Raw genomic sequence first — 19,166 nt, 5'->3', positions numbered from 1 at the left:
ATATCCAACCGAACTGTTGGAAATGCCAAGGAAAACGCTCGCCAGCCTGTTCCTGCTGACCTGCCTGCTCGCCTCGACGCTGCAGGCGGCCGTAGAAGTGCGCGATGTGCGCCTGTGGTCCGGCCCGGACTCGACGCGTATCGTGCTCGATCTTTCGCAGCCGGTCGAGCATCGGCTGTTCACCTTGCAGAACCCGAGTCGCGTGGTCATCGATCTGTCCGCGGCCCGGCTCGTGATGCCGCTGGCCGACCTGCCCGCGGGCGCCGGCGCAATCCGCTCGGTGCGCGGCGCCAACCGTTCCGACGGCGCGGCACGCCTGGTGCTCGATCTGGATGCGATGACGAATGCGCGCAGTTTCCTGGTGCCCCCGAAGGGGCGCTACGGGCATCGGCTGATCGTGGAACTCGATGCGCAGCGCCGCCCTGTGCAGCGCCCGACGGTGCGCGCGGACGAGGGCAGCCGCGATCTCGTGATCGCGGTGGATGCCGGTCATGGCGGAGAGGACCCGGGCGCGGTGGGGCGCAAAGGCACCTATGAGAAAGATGTGGTGCTCGCCATCGCGCGACGGCTTGCAGGCCATATCGACCGCGAACCGGGCATGCGCGCCGCGCTGACGCGTAACGGAGACTATTTTCTCAGCTTGCAGCAGCGTGTCGAACGCGCGCGTGAGCACGGCGCCGATCTCTTCATTTCCATCCACGCGGATGCCTTCAATAACCCCAAGGCCCGCGGCTCTTCGGTATACGTATTGTCGCCCAAGGGCGCGACTGACGAGGCCGCCCGGTGGCTGGCGGCGCGGGAGAATGCCGCCGACCTCGTGGGCGGTGTGAGCCTGGACGACAAGGACGATCTGCTCGCCTCGGTGTTGCTCGATCTTTCGCAGAACGCTTCGATCGGCGCCAGCCTGGACGCGGGCGACTTCGTGTTGAATCGCCTCGGCGCGGTGAATCGCCTGCACAAGAGCACGGTGCAACAGGCCGGCTTCGTGGTCCTCAAGGCGCCGGACATTCCCTCGATCCTCGTGGAGACGGCTTTCATCTCGCATCACGAGGAAGAGACGCTCTTGCGGCAGCCGGCCTACCAGGAAAAGGTGGCCACGGCGCTGATGTCCGGCCTGCGCGAGTACTTCTACGCCAATCCGCCGCCCGGTACCTGGGTCGCCCAGCATCGCGCCCGCGGCGGTATGCCACGTGAGATCGTGATTGCGCGCGGCGACACGCTCTCGGGCATCGCGAGCCAGTACAACGTCAGCGTCCCCGTCCTGCGCCGCCACAACAACCTGAAAAACGACAAGATTCGTGTCGGCCAGGTGATCGCCATCCCCGGCGGCTGAGGGCTTCCGGGGCGCGCCCCGGGGTTCAGGGCGGAGGCCGCGTGCGGCGGTCCCTTTGGTATGCTTGCGTGTGCCCATGCCCATCCGCCAGCTTCCAGCGCAACTCATCGACCAGATCGCCGCCGGCGAGGTGGTCGAGCGTCCGGCGTCCGTGATCAAGGAGCTGGTCGAGAACAGCCTCGACGCAGGCGCCACCCGCATCGAGATCGAGGTCGATGGGGGCGGACTGCGACGCTGCCTCGTGCGCGACGACGGTTGCGGCATCCCCCGGGACGAGCTCGCCCTTGCGTTGTCCCGCCATGCCACCAGCAAGATCACCAGCCTCGAGGACCTCGAGCGTGTCGGAACCTTGGGGTTTCGCGGCGAAGCCCTGCCGAGTATTGCCTCCGTGTCCCGACTGTCGGTCACCTCGCGACCCGTCGGCGCGGATGATGCGTGGCAAGTGGAGTCCGACGGCTCTCGGCTCGGTTCGCCGGTCCCCGCGGCCCACCCGCAGGGCACCACCATCGTGGTGCGCGACCTGTTCTTCAACACGCCCGCACGGCGTCGCTTCATGCGCGCGGAGCGGACCGAGTTGTCGCACGTCGAACGGGTCGTGAGGCGCCTGGCACTGTCGTGTTTCACGACGGGTTTTCGTCTCAGTCGCGATGGCAAGGTGCTGTTCGATCTGCGCCCGGCGGCCGATCCGGCGGCCCGGCTGCGCCGGCTCGGAGAGGTGTGCGGCGAGCTGTTCGCGGCGCAGTCGATGGACATCGACCAGGGCGCCGCCGGATTGCGGTTGACCGGCTGGCTGGGCTTGCCGACCTTCTCGCGCTCGCAGCCGGACCTGCAGTATTTTTTCGTCAACGGGCGGATGATCCGCGACCGCCTGGTGACCCACGCGATGCGCCAGGCCTACGCCGACGTATTGTTTCACGGTCGCCACCCCGCCTATGTCGTGTACCTCGAGATGGATCCCGCGCTGGTGGATGTCAATGCGCATCCGACCAAGCACGAGGTCCGCTTTCGCGACGCACGCAGCATCCACGGATTTCTCTACCGGGCGGTCGAGCAGGCCCTGGCCGGGACCCGCCCGGCGGCGGGCAGCGCGCCGCCGCCGGCGACCCCGCGCTTCGCCTCCGAAGCCGACAGCAGCGCCTGGACCGGCCCGGCACGGCAGGACGCAATGCGCTTCGCCGCCCGCGAGCCGGTCCCTCCGGAATCCTCCTGGCCGGCCTTCACCGGTGCTGGAAGCGACGACGACGTCCACGATCGCAGCCAGGCGGCGCAAGACGACACGCCGACACTCGGATACGCCCTCGGGCAGTTGGGCGGGATCTACATCCTCGCCCAGAATCGCGACGGGCTGGTGATCGTCGATATGCATGCCGCACACGAGCGCGTGCTTTACGAACGGCTGAAACATTCCTTGTCGGGCAGCGGCGCCCCGGGCCAGCCGCTGCTCGTCCCGATCAGCCTGCGCGTCTCGACGACAGAGGCGGAGCTGGCGGAGGCGTTCGCGCCGGACCTGGCGCAATTCGGCTTCGAACTCGACCGCCGCGGACCGGACGTGCTGGTGGTGCGCCAGGTTCCCGCCCTCCTGCAGTCGGCGGACACGGAGTCCCTGTTGCGCGACATTCTCTCCGACCTCGCCGAGCAGGGCAGCAGCCGCAGGCTGGAGGAACGCATCAACCAGTTGCTGGGCACGATGGCCTGTCACGGTGCGGTGCGCGCGAACCGGCAGCTCACCGTGGCGGAAATGAACGCGTTGCTCAGGGACATGGAGCAAACAGAGCGTGCGGACCAGTGTAATCACGGCCGGCCGACCTGGACGCAGCTGAGCGTCCCGGAGCTGGACAAGCTGTTCCTGCGTGGCCGCTGAAAACGCGTCTTCGGACACGACCCGGGCAATCCTGTTGATGGGGCCGACCGCCGCCGGCAAGACGGCGCTGGCGCTCGAACTGGCGCGCGCACTGCCGGCCGAAATCATCAGCGTGGACTCTGCACTCGTCTACCGGGGCATGGATATCGGCACGGCCAAGCCCTCTGCCGCGGTGCGCGCGATGGTGCCCCACCATCTCATCGACATCGTGGATCCCGCCGAGGCCTACTCGGCCGGCCGCTTCCTTCGCGATGCGCTGACCGCCATGGACGAGGTGCGCGCGCGCGGGCGCATTCCGATCCTGGCTGGCGGCACGATGCTGTATTTCCGGGCGCTGCAACGCGGGCTCGCCACCTTGCCCGAAGCCGACGCGGCCGTGAGAGCCGAGATCGACACCGCTGCCGCCCAGCGCGGCTGGCCCGCCCTCCATGCCGAACTTGCGTCCGTGGATCCCGTGGTGGCGGCCCGCATCAATCCGAACGATTCACAACGCATCCAGCGGGCGCTGGAGGTCTGGCGGCTCACCGGGGCGCCATTGTCGGAGCTGCAAGCCGCCGCGGCGCGGGCGCCGGCGGGCTGGACGTTCCTCAAGCTGGGGCTGGCCCCGGCTTCGCGGCCCGAACTGCATGTGGCGATCGGGCAGCGCTTCGAGGCCATGATGGCGGCGGGATTCCTCGCGGAAGTCGAGGGCCTGCATGCCCGCGGCGACCTGCACGCCGGACTGCCCTCGCTGCGGGCCGTGGGATACCGCCAGCTCTGGGCCTATCTCGAGGGCGCGTGTACCCTGGACGAGGCACGCCGGGACGCGGTCACCGCCACGCGTCGTCTCGCCAAGCGGCAGATGACCTGGTTGCGCGCCGAATCCGGGGTGCGCTGGCTGGCCGGGGGCGGGGCCGACGACCTCGACGAAATTCTTGCCTGGTGCGGCTCCCAGGGGGCCGGTTGCCGGACGGGAATGTGATAACCTTTCATTTCGGGCGCTTCAGGCGCGGACCCGCTTGCGCCCGGGCGGTGAAGGCAAAGCCGAAAACAACCAGATCGGTCCGACAGGAGAGTGCATCCAATGGCCAGAGGGCAGTCGCTTCAGGACCCGTTCCTCAACGCCTTGCGGCGGGAAAAGGTACCGGTGTCCATTTACCTCGTGAATGGCATCAAGTTGCAGGGCCAGGTCGAGTCTTTCGACCAGTTCGTCGTGCTGTTGAAAAACAGCGTCAGCCAGATGGTCTACAAGCACGCGATTTCCACCGTCGTGCCTTCGCGAAATGTCAGGATCTCCACCGGGGATGACGCGTTCGGCGACGACGCGGACGCCTGAGTCGGGGATCGGGAGGTTTTTTGTTCGAACGTCCGGGGCACGGTGAGCGTGCCGTACTGGTCCAGATAGGGTTTGGCACACGTCCCTCCGAGGACGAACTCGGCGAACTCGAACAGTTGGCCGTGTCCGCCGGGGCGACCATCGCGGGGCGCCTGCTGGCCTCGCGCACCGTGCCGGACGCCCGCCATTTCATCGGCAAGGGCAAGGTCGAGGAACTCGGCGAGCTCATCCGCGCGAGCGGTGCCGACCTCGTGCTGTTCAATCACGCCCTCTCGCCGAGCCAGGAGCGCAACCTCGAGAAGGCGTTGAGCTGCCGCGTCCTCGATCGGACGGGGCTGATCCTCGATATCTTTGCCCAGCGCGCCCGCAGCTTCGAAGGCAAGTTACAGGTCGAGCTGGCGCAGCTGCGCCACCTGTCTACGCGGCTGGTGCGCGGCTGGACCCACCTGGAAAGACAGAAAGGCGGTATCGGCCTGCGCGGCCCTGGCGAGACGCAGCTCGAGACCGACCGCCGCCTTCTCGCCCAGCGCATCCGCAACCTGACCCGCCGGCTGGAGCGCGTCGACAAGCAGCGCGAGCAGGGACGACGCACGCGCCGCAAGGCCGAGGTGCCGACAGTCGCGCTGGTCGGCTACACCAACGCCGGCAAGTCCACGTTGTTCAACCAGCTCACTTCGGCGGACGTCTACGCGGCGGACAAGCTGTTCGCGACGCTCGACCCGACGTTGCGCGGCCTGCAGCTGGCGCCCGGCCTGGACGTGGTGCTGGCGGACACCGTCGGTTTCGTGCGCGACCTGCCGCACGAGCTCGTAGCTGCATTCCGCTCGACCCTCAGGGAGACGCAGGACGCCGAACTGCTGTTGCACATCGTCGACCTGGCGGATCCTCTGCGCGACCAGCGCATCGGTGACGTGAACGGCGTGCTCGAGGAGATCGGCGCGGAAGAGGTGCCGCAGTTGATCGTTTACAATAAGACCGACCTGCAGGGCGAGCCGCCGAGTCTCATGTACGACGACACGGGGGCCATTCGCGGCGTGCGGCTTTCGGCGCGCACCGGCGAGGGCCTGGACCTGCTGGTCCAAGCCTTGCGAGAACATTTTGGCCAAGGCCGCGTGGCGGGGCGTGTGCACCTCGACGCATCGGAAGCGCGCATGCGAGCGAAACTGTACGATGCCGACATGGTTCGTCGGGAGACGGAGGACCAGTCAGGCGGGTGGGAAATCGATGTCGAGGCGCCCAAGGTGGCGTTGGAACGATTCTGTCGCGATACTGGTCTGAACAGGGGACGCATACGGCCCTGCCCTTGTGAGGGTATGGGCGCATCCCTACAATCACGCACGGTTGCCTGACGAGGAATTCTCCCGGGCGGACCCCGCGCGTAGCGTAAATTTAAGGAATACCATGGCTTGGAATGAACCTGGCAAGGGCGGCAATCCCTGGAACTCGGGAGGGCGCAAGGAAGGACCCCCGGATCTCGACAAGGTCGTACGCGACTTGCAGCGGAAAGTCTCCGGCATTTTCGGCGGCAAACGCGGCGCCGGTGGTTCTGGCGGCGGCAGCGGTGGCAGCGGTGGCAGCGGCGGGGCCCTGGCGGGCATCGGGCTGATCGGGGCGGCCGGGGCGGTGCTCTGGGCGTTGTCCGGCTTCTACCAGGTGGACGAGGCGGAGCGCGGCGTCGTGCTGCAGTTCGGCGCCTTCAACAAGATCACCCTGCCGGGCCTGCACTGGCACATTCCCTATCCGATCCAGCGGGTCGAGACGGTCAATGTCACCCAGGTCGCATCGTTCACGCACTCGACCCGGATGCTGACGGCCGACGAGAACATCGTCAGCGTCGATCTGCGCGTGCAGTACCGCCGCGCGGATGCGCGCGCCTACCTGTTCAACGTGCGTTCCCCGGAGGAGACGCTCGGCGAAGTCACCGAGACGGCCATTCGCGAAGTCGTCGGCAAGAGCACGCTCGATTTCGTCCTGACCGAGGGTCGTGCCGAAGTGGCGTCCCGGGCTCGCGAAATCATCCAGGCGACGCTGGACTCCTACGGCGCCGGGATCGAGATCACCTCGGTCAACCTCGAGGATTCGAACTTCCCCTCCCAGGTCGAAGCCGCGGTCCAGGACGCGATCAAGGCGCGCGAGGATCGCGAGCGCCTGGCGCTGGAAGCCGAGGCCTATGCGAACGACGTCGTGCCGCGCGCTCGTGGTAACGCGGCCCGTCTGGTAGAGGCGGCGGAAGCCTATCGCGAGCAGGTCATCGCGGAAGCGGAGGGTGAATCCGATCGCTTCCTCGCGCTGCTTACCGAGTACGCGCGGGCCCCGGAAGTCACGCGTCAGCGTCTCTATTACGAGACGGTCGAGCAGGTCCTGGGCGGGACGAACAAGGTCATTCTCGACGCGGAAGGAAGCGGCACACTGATGTACCTGCCGATCGACGAGTTGATGAAGCGCTCGGGCCAGCGTCAGAACCAGATGGGTGATCCCGCGGATCTCGGGCAGGTCACGCCGTTACGGCAAACCGAGCGGCAGAGTGACCCTGCCGACCTGCGCGCCAGGGGGACACGTTAATGAATCCTCGTGCTGCTTTAATCCTGCTGATCATCGCCGGCGCCGCGCTGGTGCTGTCCATGTCCCTGTTCATCGTCGACGAGCGCGAATACGCCCTGAAACTGCGCTTCGGCGAAATCGTCCGGGCGGACTTCGAACCGGGACTCCATTTCAAGACGCCTTTCGTCAACACCGTGAGGAAGTTCGACGACCGGGTCCTGACGCGTAACAACCCGAACGAGGCGTTCCTGACGGCCGAGAAGAAGAACCTGCGGGTCGATTTCTACGTCAAGTGGCGCATCACCGATCCGAGCCAGTACTTCCGGTCCACCGGCGGCGACGAGCGTCTCGCCACGAGCCGCTTGCTGGAAATCATCAAGGACGGCTTGCGGGCGCAGTTCGCGCGCCAGACGCTGCAGGAAGTGGTGACGGCCGATCGCCGGGAAGTCATCGATGAACTGATGGACAGCGCCGGGGTGACCGCGCGGGAACTCGGGATCGACATCATCGACGTGCGCGTCAAGACCCTCGACCTCCCGCCGGACGTCAGCGAGAGCGTGTTCAACCGCATGCGGCAGGAACGCGCCCGCGTCGCCTCGCAGCTGCGCGCCGAGGGCGCCGAAACCGCGGAAAGAATCCGCGCCGACGCCGACCGCCAGCGGACCGTCATCATCGCCGAGTCGCAGCGCGACGCGCAGCGGATCCGGGGTGCCGGCGATGCGCGTGCGGCCGATATCTACGCGGAAGCGTTCGGTCGCGACCAGGAATTCTACGATTTCTGGCGCAGCATGCAGGCCTACCGGACTTCGCTCGGCCGGGGCGACGACGTCTTCGTCATCTCGCCGGAGGGCGAATTCTTCCAGTACCTGAAGGATCCCATGGGCGGCCGCGACCGCTGACAGGCCCTGCGGCGCGATGGACTGGACGGACCTCTTGTCGGCCATCGCGCTGGTGATGGTGATCGAAGGCCTCTTGCCGTTTGCGAACCCGAGAGGTTCCCGTCGGGTCATGGCCGAGTTATCCCGGATGCCGGAAAATAAACTCCGTTTGGTGGGCCTCGCAAGCATTGCCTCGGGCCTGCTTTTGTTGTGGTTGGTGCGTTCCTGAGGGATCGCGGGGAGGACGCAGGCGTGGGCAAGAACGTGGTCGTCATCGGCACCCAGTGGGGTGACGAGGGCAAAGGCAAGATCGTCGATCTGCTCACCGACAAGGTGGCCGCAGTCGCCCGTTTCCAGGGTGGGCACAATGCCGGCCATACCCTGGTCATCGAAGGCCAGAAGACGATCGTGCGACTGCTGCCCTCCGGAATACTGCGCGACGGCGTCGCCTGCCTGATCGGCAACGGGGTGGTGGTGTCGCCTGACGCGTTGTTCACCGAGGTCGACGAACTGACCGCCCGCGGCGTTCCTGTCGTGGAGCGCCTCCGGATCAGCCCGGCCTGCCCGCTGATCATGCCCTCGCACGTGGCCCTCGACCTGGCGCGCGAACACGCCAAGGGTGCCGCCGCGATCGGCACCACCGGGCGTGGCATCGGTCCGGCCTACGAAGACAAGGTCGCGCGCCGCGCCCTGCGGGTATCCGACCTCGCGCACCGCGAGCGGTTCGCCGCGAAGCTCGGTGAGGTCCTGGATTTCCACAACTTCGTCCTGCAACGGTACTTTGGCCGCGACACGGTTGACTTCCAGCAGACGCTCGAGCATCTCCTCGCGCTCGGCGAACGTATCCGGCCGATGGTCGCCGACGTCGTGGCGCTCCTGGACGGCTACCGGAAGGCCGGCGCCAACGTGCTGTTCGAAGGCGCGCAGGGCGCCCTGCTGGACATCGATCACGGCACCTACCCCTTCGTCACCTCGTCCAACACGACGGCGGGTGGGGCCTGCACGGGGGCGGGCATCGGGCCGCGCTCCATCGATCACGTGCTCGGGATCGTCAAGGCCTACACCACGCGTGTCGGCGCCGGGCCTTTCCCGACGGAACTGTTCGACGAGATGGGGGAGCATCTCGCGCGCGTCGGCCACGAGTTCGGCTCGGTGACCGGTCGCGCGCGCCGCTGCGGCTGGTTCGACGCCGTGTCCTTGCGCCGCTCGATCTCGCTCAACAGCGTCTCGGGCCTGTGCATCACGAAGCTGGACGTCCTGGACGCCATCGACACGATCCGCATCTGCGTGGGCTACCGCGTCGATGGCCAGGTGGTGGACACGCCGCCGCTCGCGGCCGAGCAGTATGCGGACTGCGAGCCGGTCTACGAGGATATGCCGGGCTGGAACTGCTCCACCGTCGGGATCACGCAATACGATGCGCTGCCCGACAACGCACGTGCCTACCTCGACCGCCTGCAGGATGTGGTCGGAGTGCCCATCGAGATCATTTCGACGGGGCCTGATCGCGCCGAGACGATCGTGCTGCGCAATCCCTTCGACTGACGGACCGCGCGCGCCAGGGCCCAGCGTCGTCCGGTCCCCGGAGATCACCATGGAGATCTACCGCACTCCCGACAGCCGTTTCGCGGATCTGCCGGGGTTCCCCTTTACGCCGCGTTACACCGAGGTGGACGGGTTGCGCATGCATCACGTGGAGGCCGGGCCTGCGACGGCGGCGCCGGTGCTGCTTTTGCATGGCGAGCCGACCTGGAGCTTCCTGTATCGCAAGATGATCCCGCCGATCGCCGCCGCGGGTCACCGGGCCATCGCGCCCGACCTGGTCGGTTTCGGGCGCTCCGACAAGCCGACCCGGGTGACGGATTATTCGTTTGCCCGGCACGTGGGCTGGATGAGCGAGTGGATCCGGCTGAACGGCCTGCAGGACATCACGCTGGTGGCGCAGGACTGGGGCTCGCTGATCGGGTTGCGCCTCGTGGCGGAGCATCCCGGGCGTTTCAGCCGCGTGGTGATGGCGAACGGTTTCCTGCCCACCGGCGACCGGTCCCCGCCGCTGGCATTCAAGCTCTGGCAGGCCTTTGCGCGCTGGTCGCCGGTGTTCCCGATCTCGGCCATCGTGCGCGCCGGGTGCCGGCAACGCTTCGGTCGGGACGTCGCCCGGGCCTATGACGCGCCGTTCCCGGAGCGTAAGGCGATGGCGGGCGCACGCGCCTTTCCGCGGTTGGTGCCGACGCGTCCGGACGATCCGTCCGCTGCCGCCAATCGCGCTGCGTGGAACGAGTTGCGCACCTGGCACAAGCCCTTTCTCACGGCCTTCGCGACCGGCGATCCGATCTTCGGTCGGCTGGACCGCGTATTGCAGGCCGAGATTCCCGGCGCGAAGGGCCAGCCCCACTGCCGCATCTCCGGCGCGGGGCATTTCATCCAGGAAGACCGCGGCGAGGAGCTCGCCCGGATCGTCGTGGATTTTCTCGCGCGGAGCTGAAGATTCAGCCGGGGCGCGAGGAATCGGGTGCGAGCGTAGCAAGTGGTGCCGAGGAAGTAGCCTGCGTATTTCGCACGGCCGTCCGAATTGTCGCGAATCGGCGCCAGCGGGTCGATTAACTGGCCTTGAGTTCCTCGCGCAACACCCGCCTGAGCGTCGCCTCGTCGACCGGACCCGAGGTCGCGGCCTGGCGCAGGGTGCGATTGATCAGGGTCTGGTAGCCGATGCCCTCGGCCTCGGCCCGCGCTCGGAACGTCGCGAGCAGGTCGTTATCCAGCATGATCGTGATCCGCGTCTTGCCCCTCGCCTGGTTTTGCAGCCGGGCCAGGTGTGGCACATCCTTGGCCCGTTTCGCTTCAGAGAAATCATGGTCCTTGGACATAGAACTCGGCCTCTTTTCGTGTGGCCTTGCGCGCCGAGATGAGTCGGATTCTCTCGTCCCCGCGCAAGGTGTAGACGACCGTCAGGAGCCGCGGCCGGTCGCTCATGCCCAGCAGGATCCAGCGGGGTTCGCCCTCGGATAGCCCATCCTCTCGGGCCAGGGCCTGCGGGTCGAGCAGGGCAGTGACGGCTTCGTCAAAACTGACTCCATGTTTCCTTCGGTTCGCGGCCGCCTTGGCAGCGTCCCATTCGATCGAAATATGCATTGAGTATGTATAAGAGAGCGGTCATTGGCAAGGCCGCGGGGATCCGGGCGCGACGGCGCGCTCGCGGCTTCAGTCGTGGCTGGGACGCCATGCTGGCGCGGGCACGGGATTGCCGAGAAGAGTCGGTTTCGCGGGAATTTGATCGAATATGCTGGGGTGCAAGGTTGAGAGTAAGGGCGCCGCGGTAGGACCACTCAACGCCCTCTGGGCTCAGAGGCACAAGAAGAAAATGTCACCGAAGCCGAAATAGCGCCAGGCGGCGATCATGAGGCCGATGAAGAAAAGGGCAAGGCCCGCCATGCCCGCCGCGTCGAAAATCGCCTTCCGCCCACGCGTGATCCTGGTCGGAAAGAACAGCGGGGCTCTGGGGTGAGGAGCTTGCCGGCTCCGAAAGGTGAGGATCGCCCTGATGGTCAGGCCGAGGCCAGCCAGCGCGAACGGGAAGAGCCAATAGACGATGATCAGGCGCATCCAGTTCGCCGCCTCGCAATCGGGCGCGTCTCCCAGGGACTGCGCTTTCGGTACCACCCAGAACTGGGCACCGAACGCCCAAGCAATCAATACGGCCCAGATGACGATCACGAGCGCGCGTGAGGCCGGCGTCGGCAAGGCGATATGTTCGCGCCTGGCTTTCTCCAGCGCGCCCGGCCGAAACCAGGCTGCCAGCGGGTGCTCCGGCCCCGCATGCCTGGCGACTTCGTCGAAAATCTCCGGGAGCTCCATGCCGACGACACGCGCCACGATCTCCGTCCTGTTGGTCCTCGACCGGAGCATGAGTCGCGTGACATCAGCCGGATCAGATTCCGGGTCGCCAAGCACGACCGCTTCGATCTGGCCCCGGCCGAGGCGCCGCTTGCCACCGCTCTGGTCCATCCCGGAGACGCCCCACGAGTCCAGCGACCACTCGCGGCGCGAGTATCGCCGGTACATGACGACTCCGGCGACGAGCGAGACCGCAGCGAAGATCGTCGCCAGTATGCCAAGCAGCTTGAGAGTGCCTGCCAGGGGAATACCCTCGAGCACGATGCCCAGGGCGAATGGAAAGAGGAGAGCGATCGTGCCCCAGCCGACCGATATGGCGGCCATGCGTATGCAGTCGGAGAGGGTGGGCCTGACGATCATCCGGGCAGCATATAGCTGCCGAATTGGGCCCGAAATAGCTGTTGCGAAGTATTTGGTGCCGAGGAGAGGACTTGAACCTCCACGGGGTTTCCCCCACTGGCACCTGAAGCCAGCGCGTCTACCAATTCCGCCACCTCGGCACGAGGCACAGGCAAGAGAACCCTGCCTGAACGGGACGCGAAGAATACGGCCGGCGTGTATCCTTGTCAACGCGGCCGGGAGCTTTCCCGGGCGAGAGATGACTTTGGCCCGGGAGGCTGACATGAAACACCAGGGAAGACGCGGGGGCACGTCCGTCAAGCCGCGTCGCAGCGGATCCGACGAGACACGCTACCGCGTCGCGATTCCCTCGCGCGAGGAGGTGCTGGCGGCGCTCGAGTCGGCCGGCCGGCCGCTGGAACCGAAAGCGTTGTTTGCCGCGCTCGGCGTCGACGATCCGGAAGTCCGCTCGGCGCTGGGCAACCGTCTGCGGGCCATGATCCGCGACGGCCAGATCATCGCGAACCGGCGCGGTCACTACTGCCTCGTCGGTCATATCGGGCTGGTCGCCGGCATCGTGACGGGACATCGGGACGGCTACGGATTCGTCACGCCTGACGCCGGCGGCGACGATATCTACCTGCCGCCGCGAGAGATGCGGGAGGTCATGCACGGCGACAAGGTCGCGGTGCGGATCGCCCGCACCGACGAGCGGGGCCGCGCGGAGGGCAAGCTGGTCGAGGTGCTGGCGCGCAACACCAGCGAAATCGTCGGCCGCTACGTGCGCGAGAGCGGGGTCGGTTTCGTGATCCCGGACAATCGCCGTTTCGCGCAGAGCGTCGCCGTACCGCCCGCCGGTGCAAAGGGCGTGAAGCCGGGCGATATCGTGGTGGTGGAACTGATCGAGCCGCCCAGCCGCGACACGCAGCCCATCGGCCGGGTGATCGAGAACCTGGGCGAGGGCGGCGCGCCCGGGGTGGAAACGGAAATCGCCATGCGGGCGCATGACCTGCCGTTCCGCTGGCCGGCGGAGGCGCTGGCCGAGGCCGAAGGCTGGGGTGATCGTGTGCGCCCGGCGGCAAAACGCGGCCGCGAGGACCTGCGGGACACGCCGCTGGTCACCATCGACGGCGCCGACGCCAAGGACTTCGACGATGCGGTGTGGTGCGAGCCGGACGGCAAGGGCTGGCGCGTGATCGTGGCCATCGCCGACGTGTCGGCCTACGTCCCGGTGGGAGGGCCGCTGGACGCAGAAGCCCGGGAGCGCGGCACGTCGGTCTATTTCCCGCGCAAGGTCATTCCCATGTTGCCGGAGAACCTGTCCAACGGGCTGTGTTCGCTCAACCCCGGCGTCGATCGCCTGTGCATGGTGTGCGACATGCGCGTGGGCTCGGGCGGCAAGGTGCAGGACGCGCGGTTCTACGAGGGCCTGATGCGTTCGGCGGCGCGGCTCACTTACGACGAGGTCGCCGGCATGCTCGTGGAAGGCGATCCGGCGCTGCGCCGCCGCTACGCGAAAGTGCTGCCTCACCTGGAGCATTTGCACGCGGTCTGGCGGGTGCTCGCGCGCGCCCGGGCGCGACGAGGGGCCGTCGACTTCGACTTGCCCGAGGTATCGATGGTGTTCGATCCGAAGGGGCACGTGGCGCGTGTCGAGCCGCGGCATCGCAACGACGCTCATCGCATCATCGAGGAGTGCATGATCGCCGCCAATGTCGAGGCAGCGCGCTTCCTGGAAAAACAGAAAATCCCCACTCTGTATCGGGTCCATGCGCCGCCGGAAGAGGACCGCCTTGGCGCCCTCAAGGAATTTCTCAGCGCCTTCGGCCTGTCGCTGCCCACGCGCGAACGGCTCGAACCGAAGCATTTCTCCGCCCTCGTCGCGGAGGTGGCGGGCCGGCCCGACGCCGATCTCATCGAGACGGTGATCCTGCGCTCGATGCGCCAGGCGGTCTACCAGCCGGAGAACATCGGGCACTTCGGTCTCGCGCTGGAGCGCTACGCGCATTTCACGTCACCGATCCGGCGTTACCCCGACCTGCTTGTCCATCGCGCCATTCGCCATGCGTTGCGCGGCGGGCAGCCGACGGATTTCAGCTATGGCAAGCCGGAAATGGAGGGCCTTGGCAAGCACTGCTCGGCGACCGAGCGGCGTGCGGACGAGGCCACCCGCGATGCAATGGACTGGCTGAAATGCGAGTTCATGCTCGACCGGGTCGGCGAGACCTTCGACGTGGTCGTCACGGGCGTGGTGGACTTCGGCCTGTTCGTGCAGATCCCGGAATTCCAGATCGACGGCCTGGTGCACATCAGCTCCCTGGGGGGCGACTACTACCAGCGCGACCCCGTCCACCATCGCCTGGTGGGCGAGCACACGGGCCGGGTCTTCCGCCTGAGCGACCGCCTCCACGTGCGCCTGCAGCGGGTCAGCCTCGAGGATCGCAAGATCGATTTCGAGCTCGCGGAGGTTCCCGAGGAAGTGGTCAAGGGGCGCCGCGGCCGGCGGACGCGCAGGAAATGAGCGAGGCTTCGCTGGCCTGGGGACTGCACACGGTGCGCGAATCCCTGCTGCGCGCGCCCGAACGGGTGCTCGAGTTGTGGTTCCTGGCCGGGCGCGGCGATGCGCGCATGGAGGCGTTGCTGGCGCTGGCGCGCGAGCAGGGCATCGCCTGCCAGGCGGTGCGCCGCGACACCCTGGACGGCATGGCGGGCGGCGGTTCTCACCAGGGCGTGGTCGCCCGGCTCGCGCCGGCGGCCCCGCTCGACGAGGATGATCTCGAAGCACTGCTCGACCGCCTGGAACGGCCGCCGTTGCTTTTGGTGCTCGACGGGGTCCAGGACCCGCAGAACGTGGGCGCCTGCCTGCGCACGGCCGACGCCGCCGGCGTGGATGCGGTGATCACGCCGCGCGACCGGGCGGCCGGGCTGACGCCTGCGGCACGCAAGACCGCCGCGGGCGCGGCCGATACCGTGCCGCTCGTGCGGGTCGTAAACCTGGCGCGCTGTCTCCGCAGCCTGAAGGCCCGCGGCATCTGGCTCGTGGGGGCGGAAGCGGGTGGTGAATCGGTGTTCGAGGCCGACCTCTCGGGTCCGCTGGCGCTGGTGCTCGGCGGCGAGGGTGCCGGACTGCGCCGCCTCACCCGGGAGACCTGCGACCTGCTGGTCAGCCTGCCGATGAAAGGCAGCGTCGAGAGTCTCAACGTCTCGGTGGCCGCGGGCGCGTTGCTCTACCTGGCATTGTCAAAACGGTAGCCACGGGAAAGTCACCTCCAGGATTGCATCGGAGCCCCTCTAGCCGTTATCCTGTACGGCTTCGCGCGGGCGCAGTGTCCGCGCGATTCCCTGCCTCACCGCCATGCCGGGCGGGCGGCTAAACCAATCCGAAGGGAGACAACATGCGGCATTACGAGATCGTGTTCCTGGTCCACCCGGACCAGAGCGAACAAGTCCCTGCCATGGTCGAACGCTACCGCGGGATGATCGAGGGCGAAGGCGGCACCATCCACCGCCACGAGGACTGGGGCCGGCGCCAGCTGGCGTTCCCCATCCAGAAAGTCCACAAGGCCCACTACGTCCTGCTGAACGTCGAGTGCAGCAAGGCCGCGCTCGACGAGGTCACGGGCGCCTTCCGCTTCAATGACGCCGTCCTGCGTCACCTGGTGATCGCCAGGGAAGAGGCCGTCACCGAGCCGTCGCCGATGGCCAAGCCGGAAGAAGAGCGTGAAGGCCGCTCGCGCGATCGTGATGACGACGGTGAAGGCCGCCATCGTCGCAGCCGTGACGACGACGATGATGATTCGGGAGATGACGACGATGATTCCTAGGATTCGTCTCAACTGGACTCGTCTCAACCGGACTCAGGAGTAATACGAACATGTCTCGATTCGTTCGCAGGAGAAAGTTCTGCCGGTTCACGGCGGACAAGGTCGTCGAGATCGATTACAAGGATCTCGCCACGCTGAAGGCCTATGTCACGGAGACCGGGAAGATCGTCCCGAGCCGGATCACGGGCACGCGCTCGAACTACCAGCGCCAGCTTGCGGTCGCCATCAAGCGCGCCCGGTTCCTGGCGTTGTTGCCCTACACCGACCGCCACTGAGGCCGGTGTAGGCCCGCGCCGCTTCTGGACGGCGGCTGAGGGTCGTTGCATGTTCGAGTTTGCCCGCTGGATCACGGAACGCGACTACCGCGCGGCATTGATGGCAGCCGGGCTGGCCCTGTTGCCGTTACTGGCGCCCGTCAGTTGCGCGGTCCTCGCCCTGGTGGCGCTGCAGCGCGGTCCGGGGCGGGCGTGGGCCACGGGCGCTTTTGCGGCGGCGATCCTGGCGCTGGTGACGGGGCTCTCAGGCGCTCAACCGATCGCCGGGGTGCTGTCCGCCGTGACGATCTGGGCGCCGACGCTCGCGGTCACGCAGTTGCTGGTCACCAGCGGCTCATTGTCCGCGGCGGCGCGCGTCGCGACCGCCGGGACGATCGTGCTGGCCGGCGCATGGGTATTGTTGGCCCCCGTGACCGGGGAACCCTGGTCCGGCCTGGTCACGGAAATGATCGCTCCGGTGGCCGAGCAGACCGGAACCGACGCAGCTTTGCTGGCCGATCGGCTGCTGGCCCTGCTGCCGGGGATCATTGCGGCGTCGCTGCTGCTGGTGTCGCTCGCGGGATTGTTTCTCGGCATGTGGCTGCATGCGGGGCTGGCCAGTCCGGGGGCCTTCGGCGAGGCCTTCAGGGACCTGCAGCTGGGTTCCGTGACCGGGGCGGTGGGTGCGTTGACGATCGTCGCGGCACTCGCCACCGGCAATGCGGTGGCGGCCGCGGTGGCGCTGCCGGCCGGGACCGCGCTGTTCCTGCAGGGGATCGCGGTCATGCACGCGGTGGTACGCATCCGCAAGATGCACCGGGCGTGGTTGTTCGCGGGCTGGTCCGCGCTGATCGTGTTGTCGCCATGGGCGATGATGGGCTTCGCGTTTTACGGCCTGGCTGATACGTTGATGGACCTGCGGCGGAGGGCCGGGGCCAGGGTTTGAACACTTATGCTCCGGGAGCGATCCCGGGTGACCAAGAGGACGAGGAAGATGGAAGTCATTCTGCTGGACAAGGTCGAGAACCTCGGTGGCATCGGCGACAAGGTCAAGGTGAAGCCGGGTTACGCACGCAACTACCTGTTGCCGCAGGGCAAGGCGACACGCGCGACCGCCGAGAACATTGCCGAGTTCGAAGCGCGCCGCGCGGAACTCGAGGCGAAAGCGGCTGCGGTCATCGCCGAGGCGACGACGCGCGGCGAAAAGATCAACGGACTCCGGCTGGTTCTTCCGGCGAAGGCCGGCTCCGAGGGCAAGCTGTTCGGTTCGATCGGTCCCGCGGACATCGCCGAGGCGGCCGAGGCCGCGGGCGTGGTCATCGAGCGCAGCGAGCTGCGCCTGGCCGAGGGCCCGCTGCGGACGATCGGCGAACACGAGGTCGAGGTCCACCTGCACGCCGAGGTTTCGGCTTCGATCATGGTGGTCGTAGAAGCCGAAGAATGAGCACGGCGGCCGCGCGACACCGGGTCGCGCGGCCGTTCTGCTGTGCTAAGGTGACGGACATCCCGCGTCCCGCCAGGTAAGACTGCATTGGCCGGTATTCCAGAATCCGTCTTTCCGGCACGCAGCCCGGATTCGCTGCGTGTTCCGCCTCATTCGGTAGAGGCGGAACAGTCCGTGCTGGGCGGGCTGATGCTCGACAACAGCGCCTGGGACACCATCGCGGATGCCGTGTCGGCCGGCGATTTCTACCGGCGCGACCACCGCCTGATCTTCACGGCCATCGGCCAGCTCGCCGAGAGCAGCGAGCCGTCGGATGCGGTCACCGTCGCGGAACTGCTGGACCGCAGCGGGGATCTCGAGCACGCGGGCGGCCTGGCCTACCTCGGACAGCTGTCGCGGGACGTGCCGAGTGCCGCCAATATTCGCGCCTACGCAGCCATCGTGCGCGAGCGCGCGATGCTGCGCGAACTCATCCGCATCGGCGGCGAGATCGCCTCCAGCGCCTATCAGCCCGAGGGCCGGGATGCGTCCCAGCTGGTGGACGAGGCGGAACGCCAGGTCTTCGAGATCGCGGAGCAGGGCAAGCGGCGCGGCTCGGGCTTCCAGCCCCTGAAACGCATCCTCGGCAAGACCATCGACCGGCTCGACGAGTTGCAGAAGAACGAGGGCGACGTCACGGGACTCGGAACCGGCTTCAAGGATTTCGACACCATGACCGCGGGGCTGCATCCCGGCGATCTCGTGATCGTCGCCGGGCGTCCCTCGATGGGCAAGACCAGCTTCGCGATGAACATCGCCGAGCACGCGGCCATCGGCATGAATGCCTCGGTCGCCATCTTCAGCATGGAGATGTCCGCCGAGCAGCTGTCGTTCCGCATGATTTCGTCGCTGGGTCGCGTCAACCAGTCGAACCTGCGGCGTGGGCGGTTCTCGGACGAGGACTGGAGCCGCATCAATTCCGCGGTGTCGGTGATGTCCAAGGCGCGGGTGTTCATCGACGACACGCCCGCCCTGAATCCCACGGAGCTGCGCGCCCGCTCGCGGCGCCTGAAACGCGAGCACGGCCTCGACCTGATCGTGGTGGACTACCTGCAGCTCATGCAGGTCCATGGCAGCGCCGAGAATCGAGCCACCGAGATCTCCGAGATCTCGCGTTCGCTGAAGGCGCTGGCGCGCGAGCTCGAAGTGCCTGTGATCACCCTGTCGCAGCTCAACCGCAGCGTGGAGCAGCGCACGGACAAGCGTCCGGTGATGTCGGACCTGCGCGAGTCGGGCGCCATCGAGCAGGACGCCGACCTGATCGCCTTTATCTTCCGCGAGGAGGTGTACAACAAGGACTCCCCGCGCAAGGGCATCGCGGACATCATCATCTCGAAGCAGCGCAACGGCCCGATCGGCGATGTGCAGCTCACCTTCCTCGGCGAGTACACCAAGTTCGAGAATTTCATGCCCGATGCCTACGGCAGCGGCCCTTTCGGGTGAC

Annotated in this window: 20 protein-coding genes and 1 tRNA gene; 17 read left to right on the top strand and 4 right to left on the bottom strand. The window is 67.1% G+C overall.

Annotated elements, in window-relative coordinates:
• Window positions 1-22: 22 nt before the first annotated feature.
• From G6032_RS03875 to G6032_RS03830, 10 genes are all read left to right on the top strand, one after another.
• Window positions 23-1,333, top strand: coding sequence for an N-acetylmuramoyl-L-alanine amidase (locus tag G6032_RS03875; protein WP_165280819.1), 1,311 nt, complete (start codon window positions 23-25; stop codon window positions 1,331-1,333).
• 76 nt (window positions 1,334-1,409) lie between these two features.
• On the top strand, window positions 1,410-3,194 hold the full coding sequence (mutL, locus tag G6032_RS03870; RefSeq protein ID WP_165280818.1) for a DNA mismatch repair endonuclease MutL: 1,785 nt from the start codon (window positions 1,410-1,412) through the stop codon (window positions 3,192-3,194).
• On the top strand, window positions 3,184-4,155 hold the full coding sequence (miaA, locus tag G6032_RS03865; RefSeq protein ID WP_346763748.1) for a tRNA (adenosine(37)-N6)-dimethylallyltransferase MiaA: 972 nt from the start codon (window positions 3,184-3,186) through the stop codon (window positions 4,153-4,155). Before mutL ends, miaA begins: the two co-directional genes overlap by 11 nt.
• Before the next feature lie 102 nt (window positions 4,156-4,257).
• Window positions 4,258-4,509 (top strand): RNA chaperone Hfq, encoded by a 252-nt coding sequence (hfq, locus tag G6032_RS03860; protein ID WP_165280817.1) that lies wholly within the window; start codon window positions 4,258-4,260, stop codon window positions 4,507-4,509.
• 20 nt (window positions 4,510-4,529) lie between these two features.
• Window positions 4,530-5,858 (top strand): ribosome rescue GTPase HflX, encoded by a 1,329-nt coding sequence (hflX, locus tag G6032_RS03855; protein WP_165280816.1) that lies wholly within the window; start codon window positions 4,530-4,532, stop codon window positions 5,856-5,858.
• Window positions 5,859-5,910: 52 nt separating this feature from the next.
• On the top strand, window positions 5,911-7,071 hold the full coding sequence (gene hflK / locus G6032_RS03850; RefSeq protein WP_165280815.1) for an FtsH protease activity modulator HflK: 1,161 nt from the start codon (window positions 5,911-5,913) through the stop codon (window positions 7,069-7,071).
• Complete coding sequence (gene hflC, locus G6032_RS03845; RefSeq protein WP_165280814.1) at window positions 7,071-7,949, top strand: protease modulator HflC; 879 nt, start codon at window positions 7,071-7,073, stop codon at window positions 7,947-7,949. Before hflK ends, hflC begins: the two co-directional genes overlap by 1 nt.
• A 16-nt stretch (window positions 7,950-7,965) precedes the next feature.
• Window positions 7,966-8,157, top strand: coding sequence for a DUF2065 domain-containing protein (locus G6032_RS03840; protein ID WP_165280813.1), 192 nt, complete (start codon window positions 7,966-7,968; stop codon window positions 8,155-8,157).
• Between the two features lie 23 nt (window positions 8,158-8,180).
• Complete coding sequence (locus tag G6032_RS03835) at window positions 8,181-9,473, top strand: adenylosuccinate synthase (RefSeq protein ID WP_165280812.1); 1,293 nt, start codon at window positions 8,181-8,183, stop codon at window positions 9,471-9,473.
• Window positions 9,474-9,522: 49 nt separating this feature from the next.
• Window positions 9,523-10,413, top strand: a complete 891-nt coding sequence (locus G6032_RS03830) for a haloalkane dehalogenase (protein WP_165280811.1) — start codon at window positions 9,523-9,525, stop codon at window positions 10,411-10,413.
• 115 nt (window positions 10,414-10,528) lie between these two features.
• On the opposite strand, the gene G6032_RS03825 is transcribed toward G6032_RS03830, so the two are convergent.
• From G6032_RS03825 to G6032_RS03810, 4 genes are all read right to left on the bottom strand, one after another.
• Window positions 10,529-10,795: a BrnA antitoxin family protein gene (locus tag G6032_RS03825; protein WP_165280810.1), complete on the bottom strand. Its 267-nt coding sequence runs from the start codon at window positions 10,793-10,795 to the stop codon at window positions 10,529-10,531.
• Complete coding sequence (locus G6032_RS03820; RefSeq protein WP_165280809.1) at window positions 10,779-11,060, bottom strand: BrnT family toxin; 282 nt, start codon at window positions 11,058-11,060, stop codon at window positions 10,779-10,781. Before G6032_RS03820 ends, G6032_RS03825 begins: the two co-directional genes overlap by 17 nt.
• A 210-nt stretch (window positions 11,061-11,270) precedes the next feature.
• Window positions 11,271-12,146, bottom strand: a complete 876-nt coding sequence (locus G6032_RS03815; protein ID WP_165280808.1) for a hypothetical protein — start codon at window positions 12,144-12,146, stop codon at window positions 11,271-11,273.
• Between the two features lie 89 nt (window positions 12,147-12,235).
• Window positions 12,236-12,322 (bottom strand) — tRNA-Leu (locus G6032_RS03810).
• Between the two features lie 122 nt (window positions 12,323-12,444).
• Here G6032_RS03810 and rnr point away from each other — a divergent pair.
• The 7 genes from rnr to dnaB all read left to right on the top strand — a co-directional run bounded on the left by rnr (window position 12,445) and on the right by dnaB (window position 19,165).
• On the top strand, window positions 12,445-14,682 hold the full coding sequence (gene rnr, locus G6032_RS03805; RefSeq protein WP_165280807.1) for a ribonuclease R: 2,238 nt from the start codon (window positions 12,445-12,447) through the stop codon (window positions 14,680-14,682).
• The gene (gene rlmB, locus G6032_RS03800) at window positions 14,679-15,413 is read left to right on the top strand and encodes a 23S rRNA (guanosine(2251)-2'-O)-methyltransferase RlmB (protein WP_165280806.1); all 735 of its coding nucleotides are present in this window, start codon (window positions 14,679-14,681) and stop codon (window positions 15,411-15,413) included. Before rnr ends, rlmB begins: the two co-directional genes overlap by 4 nt.
• Window positions 15,414-15,556: 143 nt before the next feature.
• Window positions 15,557-15,985 carry a 30S ribosomal protein S6 gene (rpsF, locus tag G6032_RS03795; protein ID WP_165280805.1) on the top strand — a complete coding sequence of 143 codons (429 nt, stop codon included), beginning with the start codon at window positions 15,557-15,559 and terminating at the stop codon, window positions 15,983-15,985.
• Between the two features lie 50 nt (window positions 15,986-16,035).
• Entirely contained in the window at window positions 16,036-16,260 is a 225-nt protein-coding gene (rpsR, locus tag G6032_RS03790) for a 30S ribosomal protein S18 (protein WP_165280804.1), read from the top strand.
• A gap of 49 nt (window positions 16,261-16,309) precedes the next feature.
• Window positions 16,310-17,185 carry a hypothetical protein gene (locus G6032_RS03785; protein WP_165280803.1) on the top strand — a complete coding sequence of 292 codons (876 nt, stop codon included), beginning with the start codon at window positions 16,310-16,312 and terminating at the stop codon, window positions 17,183-17,185.
• 48 nt (window positions 17,186-17,233) lie between these two features.
• Window positions 17,234-17,683: a 50S ribosomal protein L9 gene (gene rplI / locus G6032_RS03780; RefSeq protein ID WP_165280802.1), complete on the top strand. Its 450-nt coding sequence runs from the start codon at window positions 17,234-17,236 to the stop codon at window positions 17,681-17,683.
• 96 nt (window positions 17,684-17,779) lie between these two features.
• Entirely contained in the window at window positions 17,780-19,165 is a 1,386-nt protein-coding gene (gene dnaB / locus G6032_RS03775) for a replicative DNA helicase (protein WP_346763756.1), read from the top strand.
• Window position 19,166: the final 1 nt, after the last annotated feature.

It is taken from the genome of Wenzhouxiangella sp. XN24, from assembly GCF_011064545.1.
GTDB lineage: Bacteria > Pseudomonadota > Gammaproteobacteria > Steroidobacterales > XN24 > XN24.
This window is presented reverse-complemented; position numbering and strand designations above follow the sequence as displayed.

Bases quoted from the DNA above. Each gene is read 5' to 3' on its own strand.
- G6032_RS03875 (WP_165280819.1), top strand. From the start codon at position 23: ATGCCAAGGAAAACGCTCGCCAGCCTGTTCCTGCTGACCTGCCTGCTC.
- mutL (WP_165280818.1), top strand. From the start codon at position 1,410: ATGCCCATCCGCCAGCTTCCAGCGCAACTCATCGACCAGATCGCCGCC.
- hfq (WP_165280817.1), top strand. From the start codon at position 4,258: ATGGCCAGAGGGCAGTCGCTTCAGGACCCGTTCCTCAACGCCTTGCGG.
- hflK (WP_165280815.1), top strand. From the start codon at position 5,911: ATGGCTTGGAATGAACCTGGCAAGGGCGGCAATCCCTGGAACTCGGGA.
- hflC (WP_165280814.1), top strand. From the start codon at position 7,071: ATGAATCCTCGTGCTGCTTTAATCCTGCTGATCATCGCCGGCGCCGCG.
- G6032_RS03840 (WP_165280813.1), top strand. From the start codon at position 7,966: ATGGACTGGACGGACCTCTTGTCGGCCATCGCGCTGGTGATGGTGATC.
- G6032_RS03830 (WP_165280811.1), top strand. From the start codon at position 9,523: ATGGAGATCTACCGCACTCCCGACAGCCGTTTCGCGGATCTGCCGGGG.
- G6032_RS03825 (WP_165280810.1), bottom strand. From the start codon at position 10,795: ATGTCCAAGGACCATGATTTCTCTGAAGCGAAACGGGCCAAGGATGTG.
- G6032_RS03820 (WP_165280809.1), bottom strand. From the start codon at position 11,060: ATGCATATTTCGATCGAATGGGACGCTGCCAAGGCGGCCGCGAACCGA.
- G6032_RS03815 (WP_165280808.1), bottom strand. From the start codon at position 12,146: ATGGCCGCCATATCGGTCGGCTGGGGCACGATCGCTCTCCTCTTTCCA.
- rnr (WP_165280807.1), top strand. From the start codon at position 12,445: ATGAAACACCAGGGAAGACGCGGGGGCACGTCCGTCAAGCCGCGTCGC.
- rlmB (WP_165280806.1), top strand. From the start codon at position 14,679: ATGAGCGAGGCTTCGCTGGCCTGGGGACTGCACACGGTGCGCGAATCC.
- rpsF (WP_165280805.1), top strand. From the start codon at position 15,557: ATGCGGCATTACGAGATCGTGTTCCTGGTCCACCCGGACCAGAGCGAA.
- rpsR (WP_165280804.1), top strand. From the start codon at position 16,036: ATGTCTCGATTCGTTCGCAGGAGAAAGTTCTGCCGGTTCACGGCGGAC.
- G6032_RS03785 (WP_165280803.1), top strand. From the start codon at position 16,310: ATGTTCGAGTTTGCCCGCTGGATCACGGAACGCGACTACCGCGCGGCA.
- rplI (WP_165280802.1), top strand. From the start codon at position 17,234: ATGGAAGTCATTCTGCTGGACAAGGTCGAGAACCTCGGTGGCATCGGC.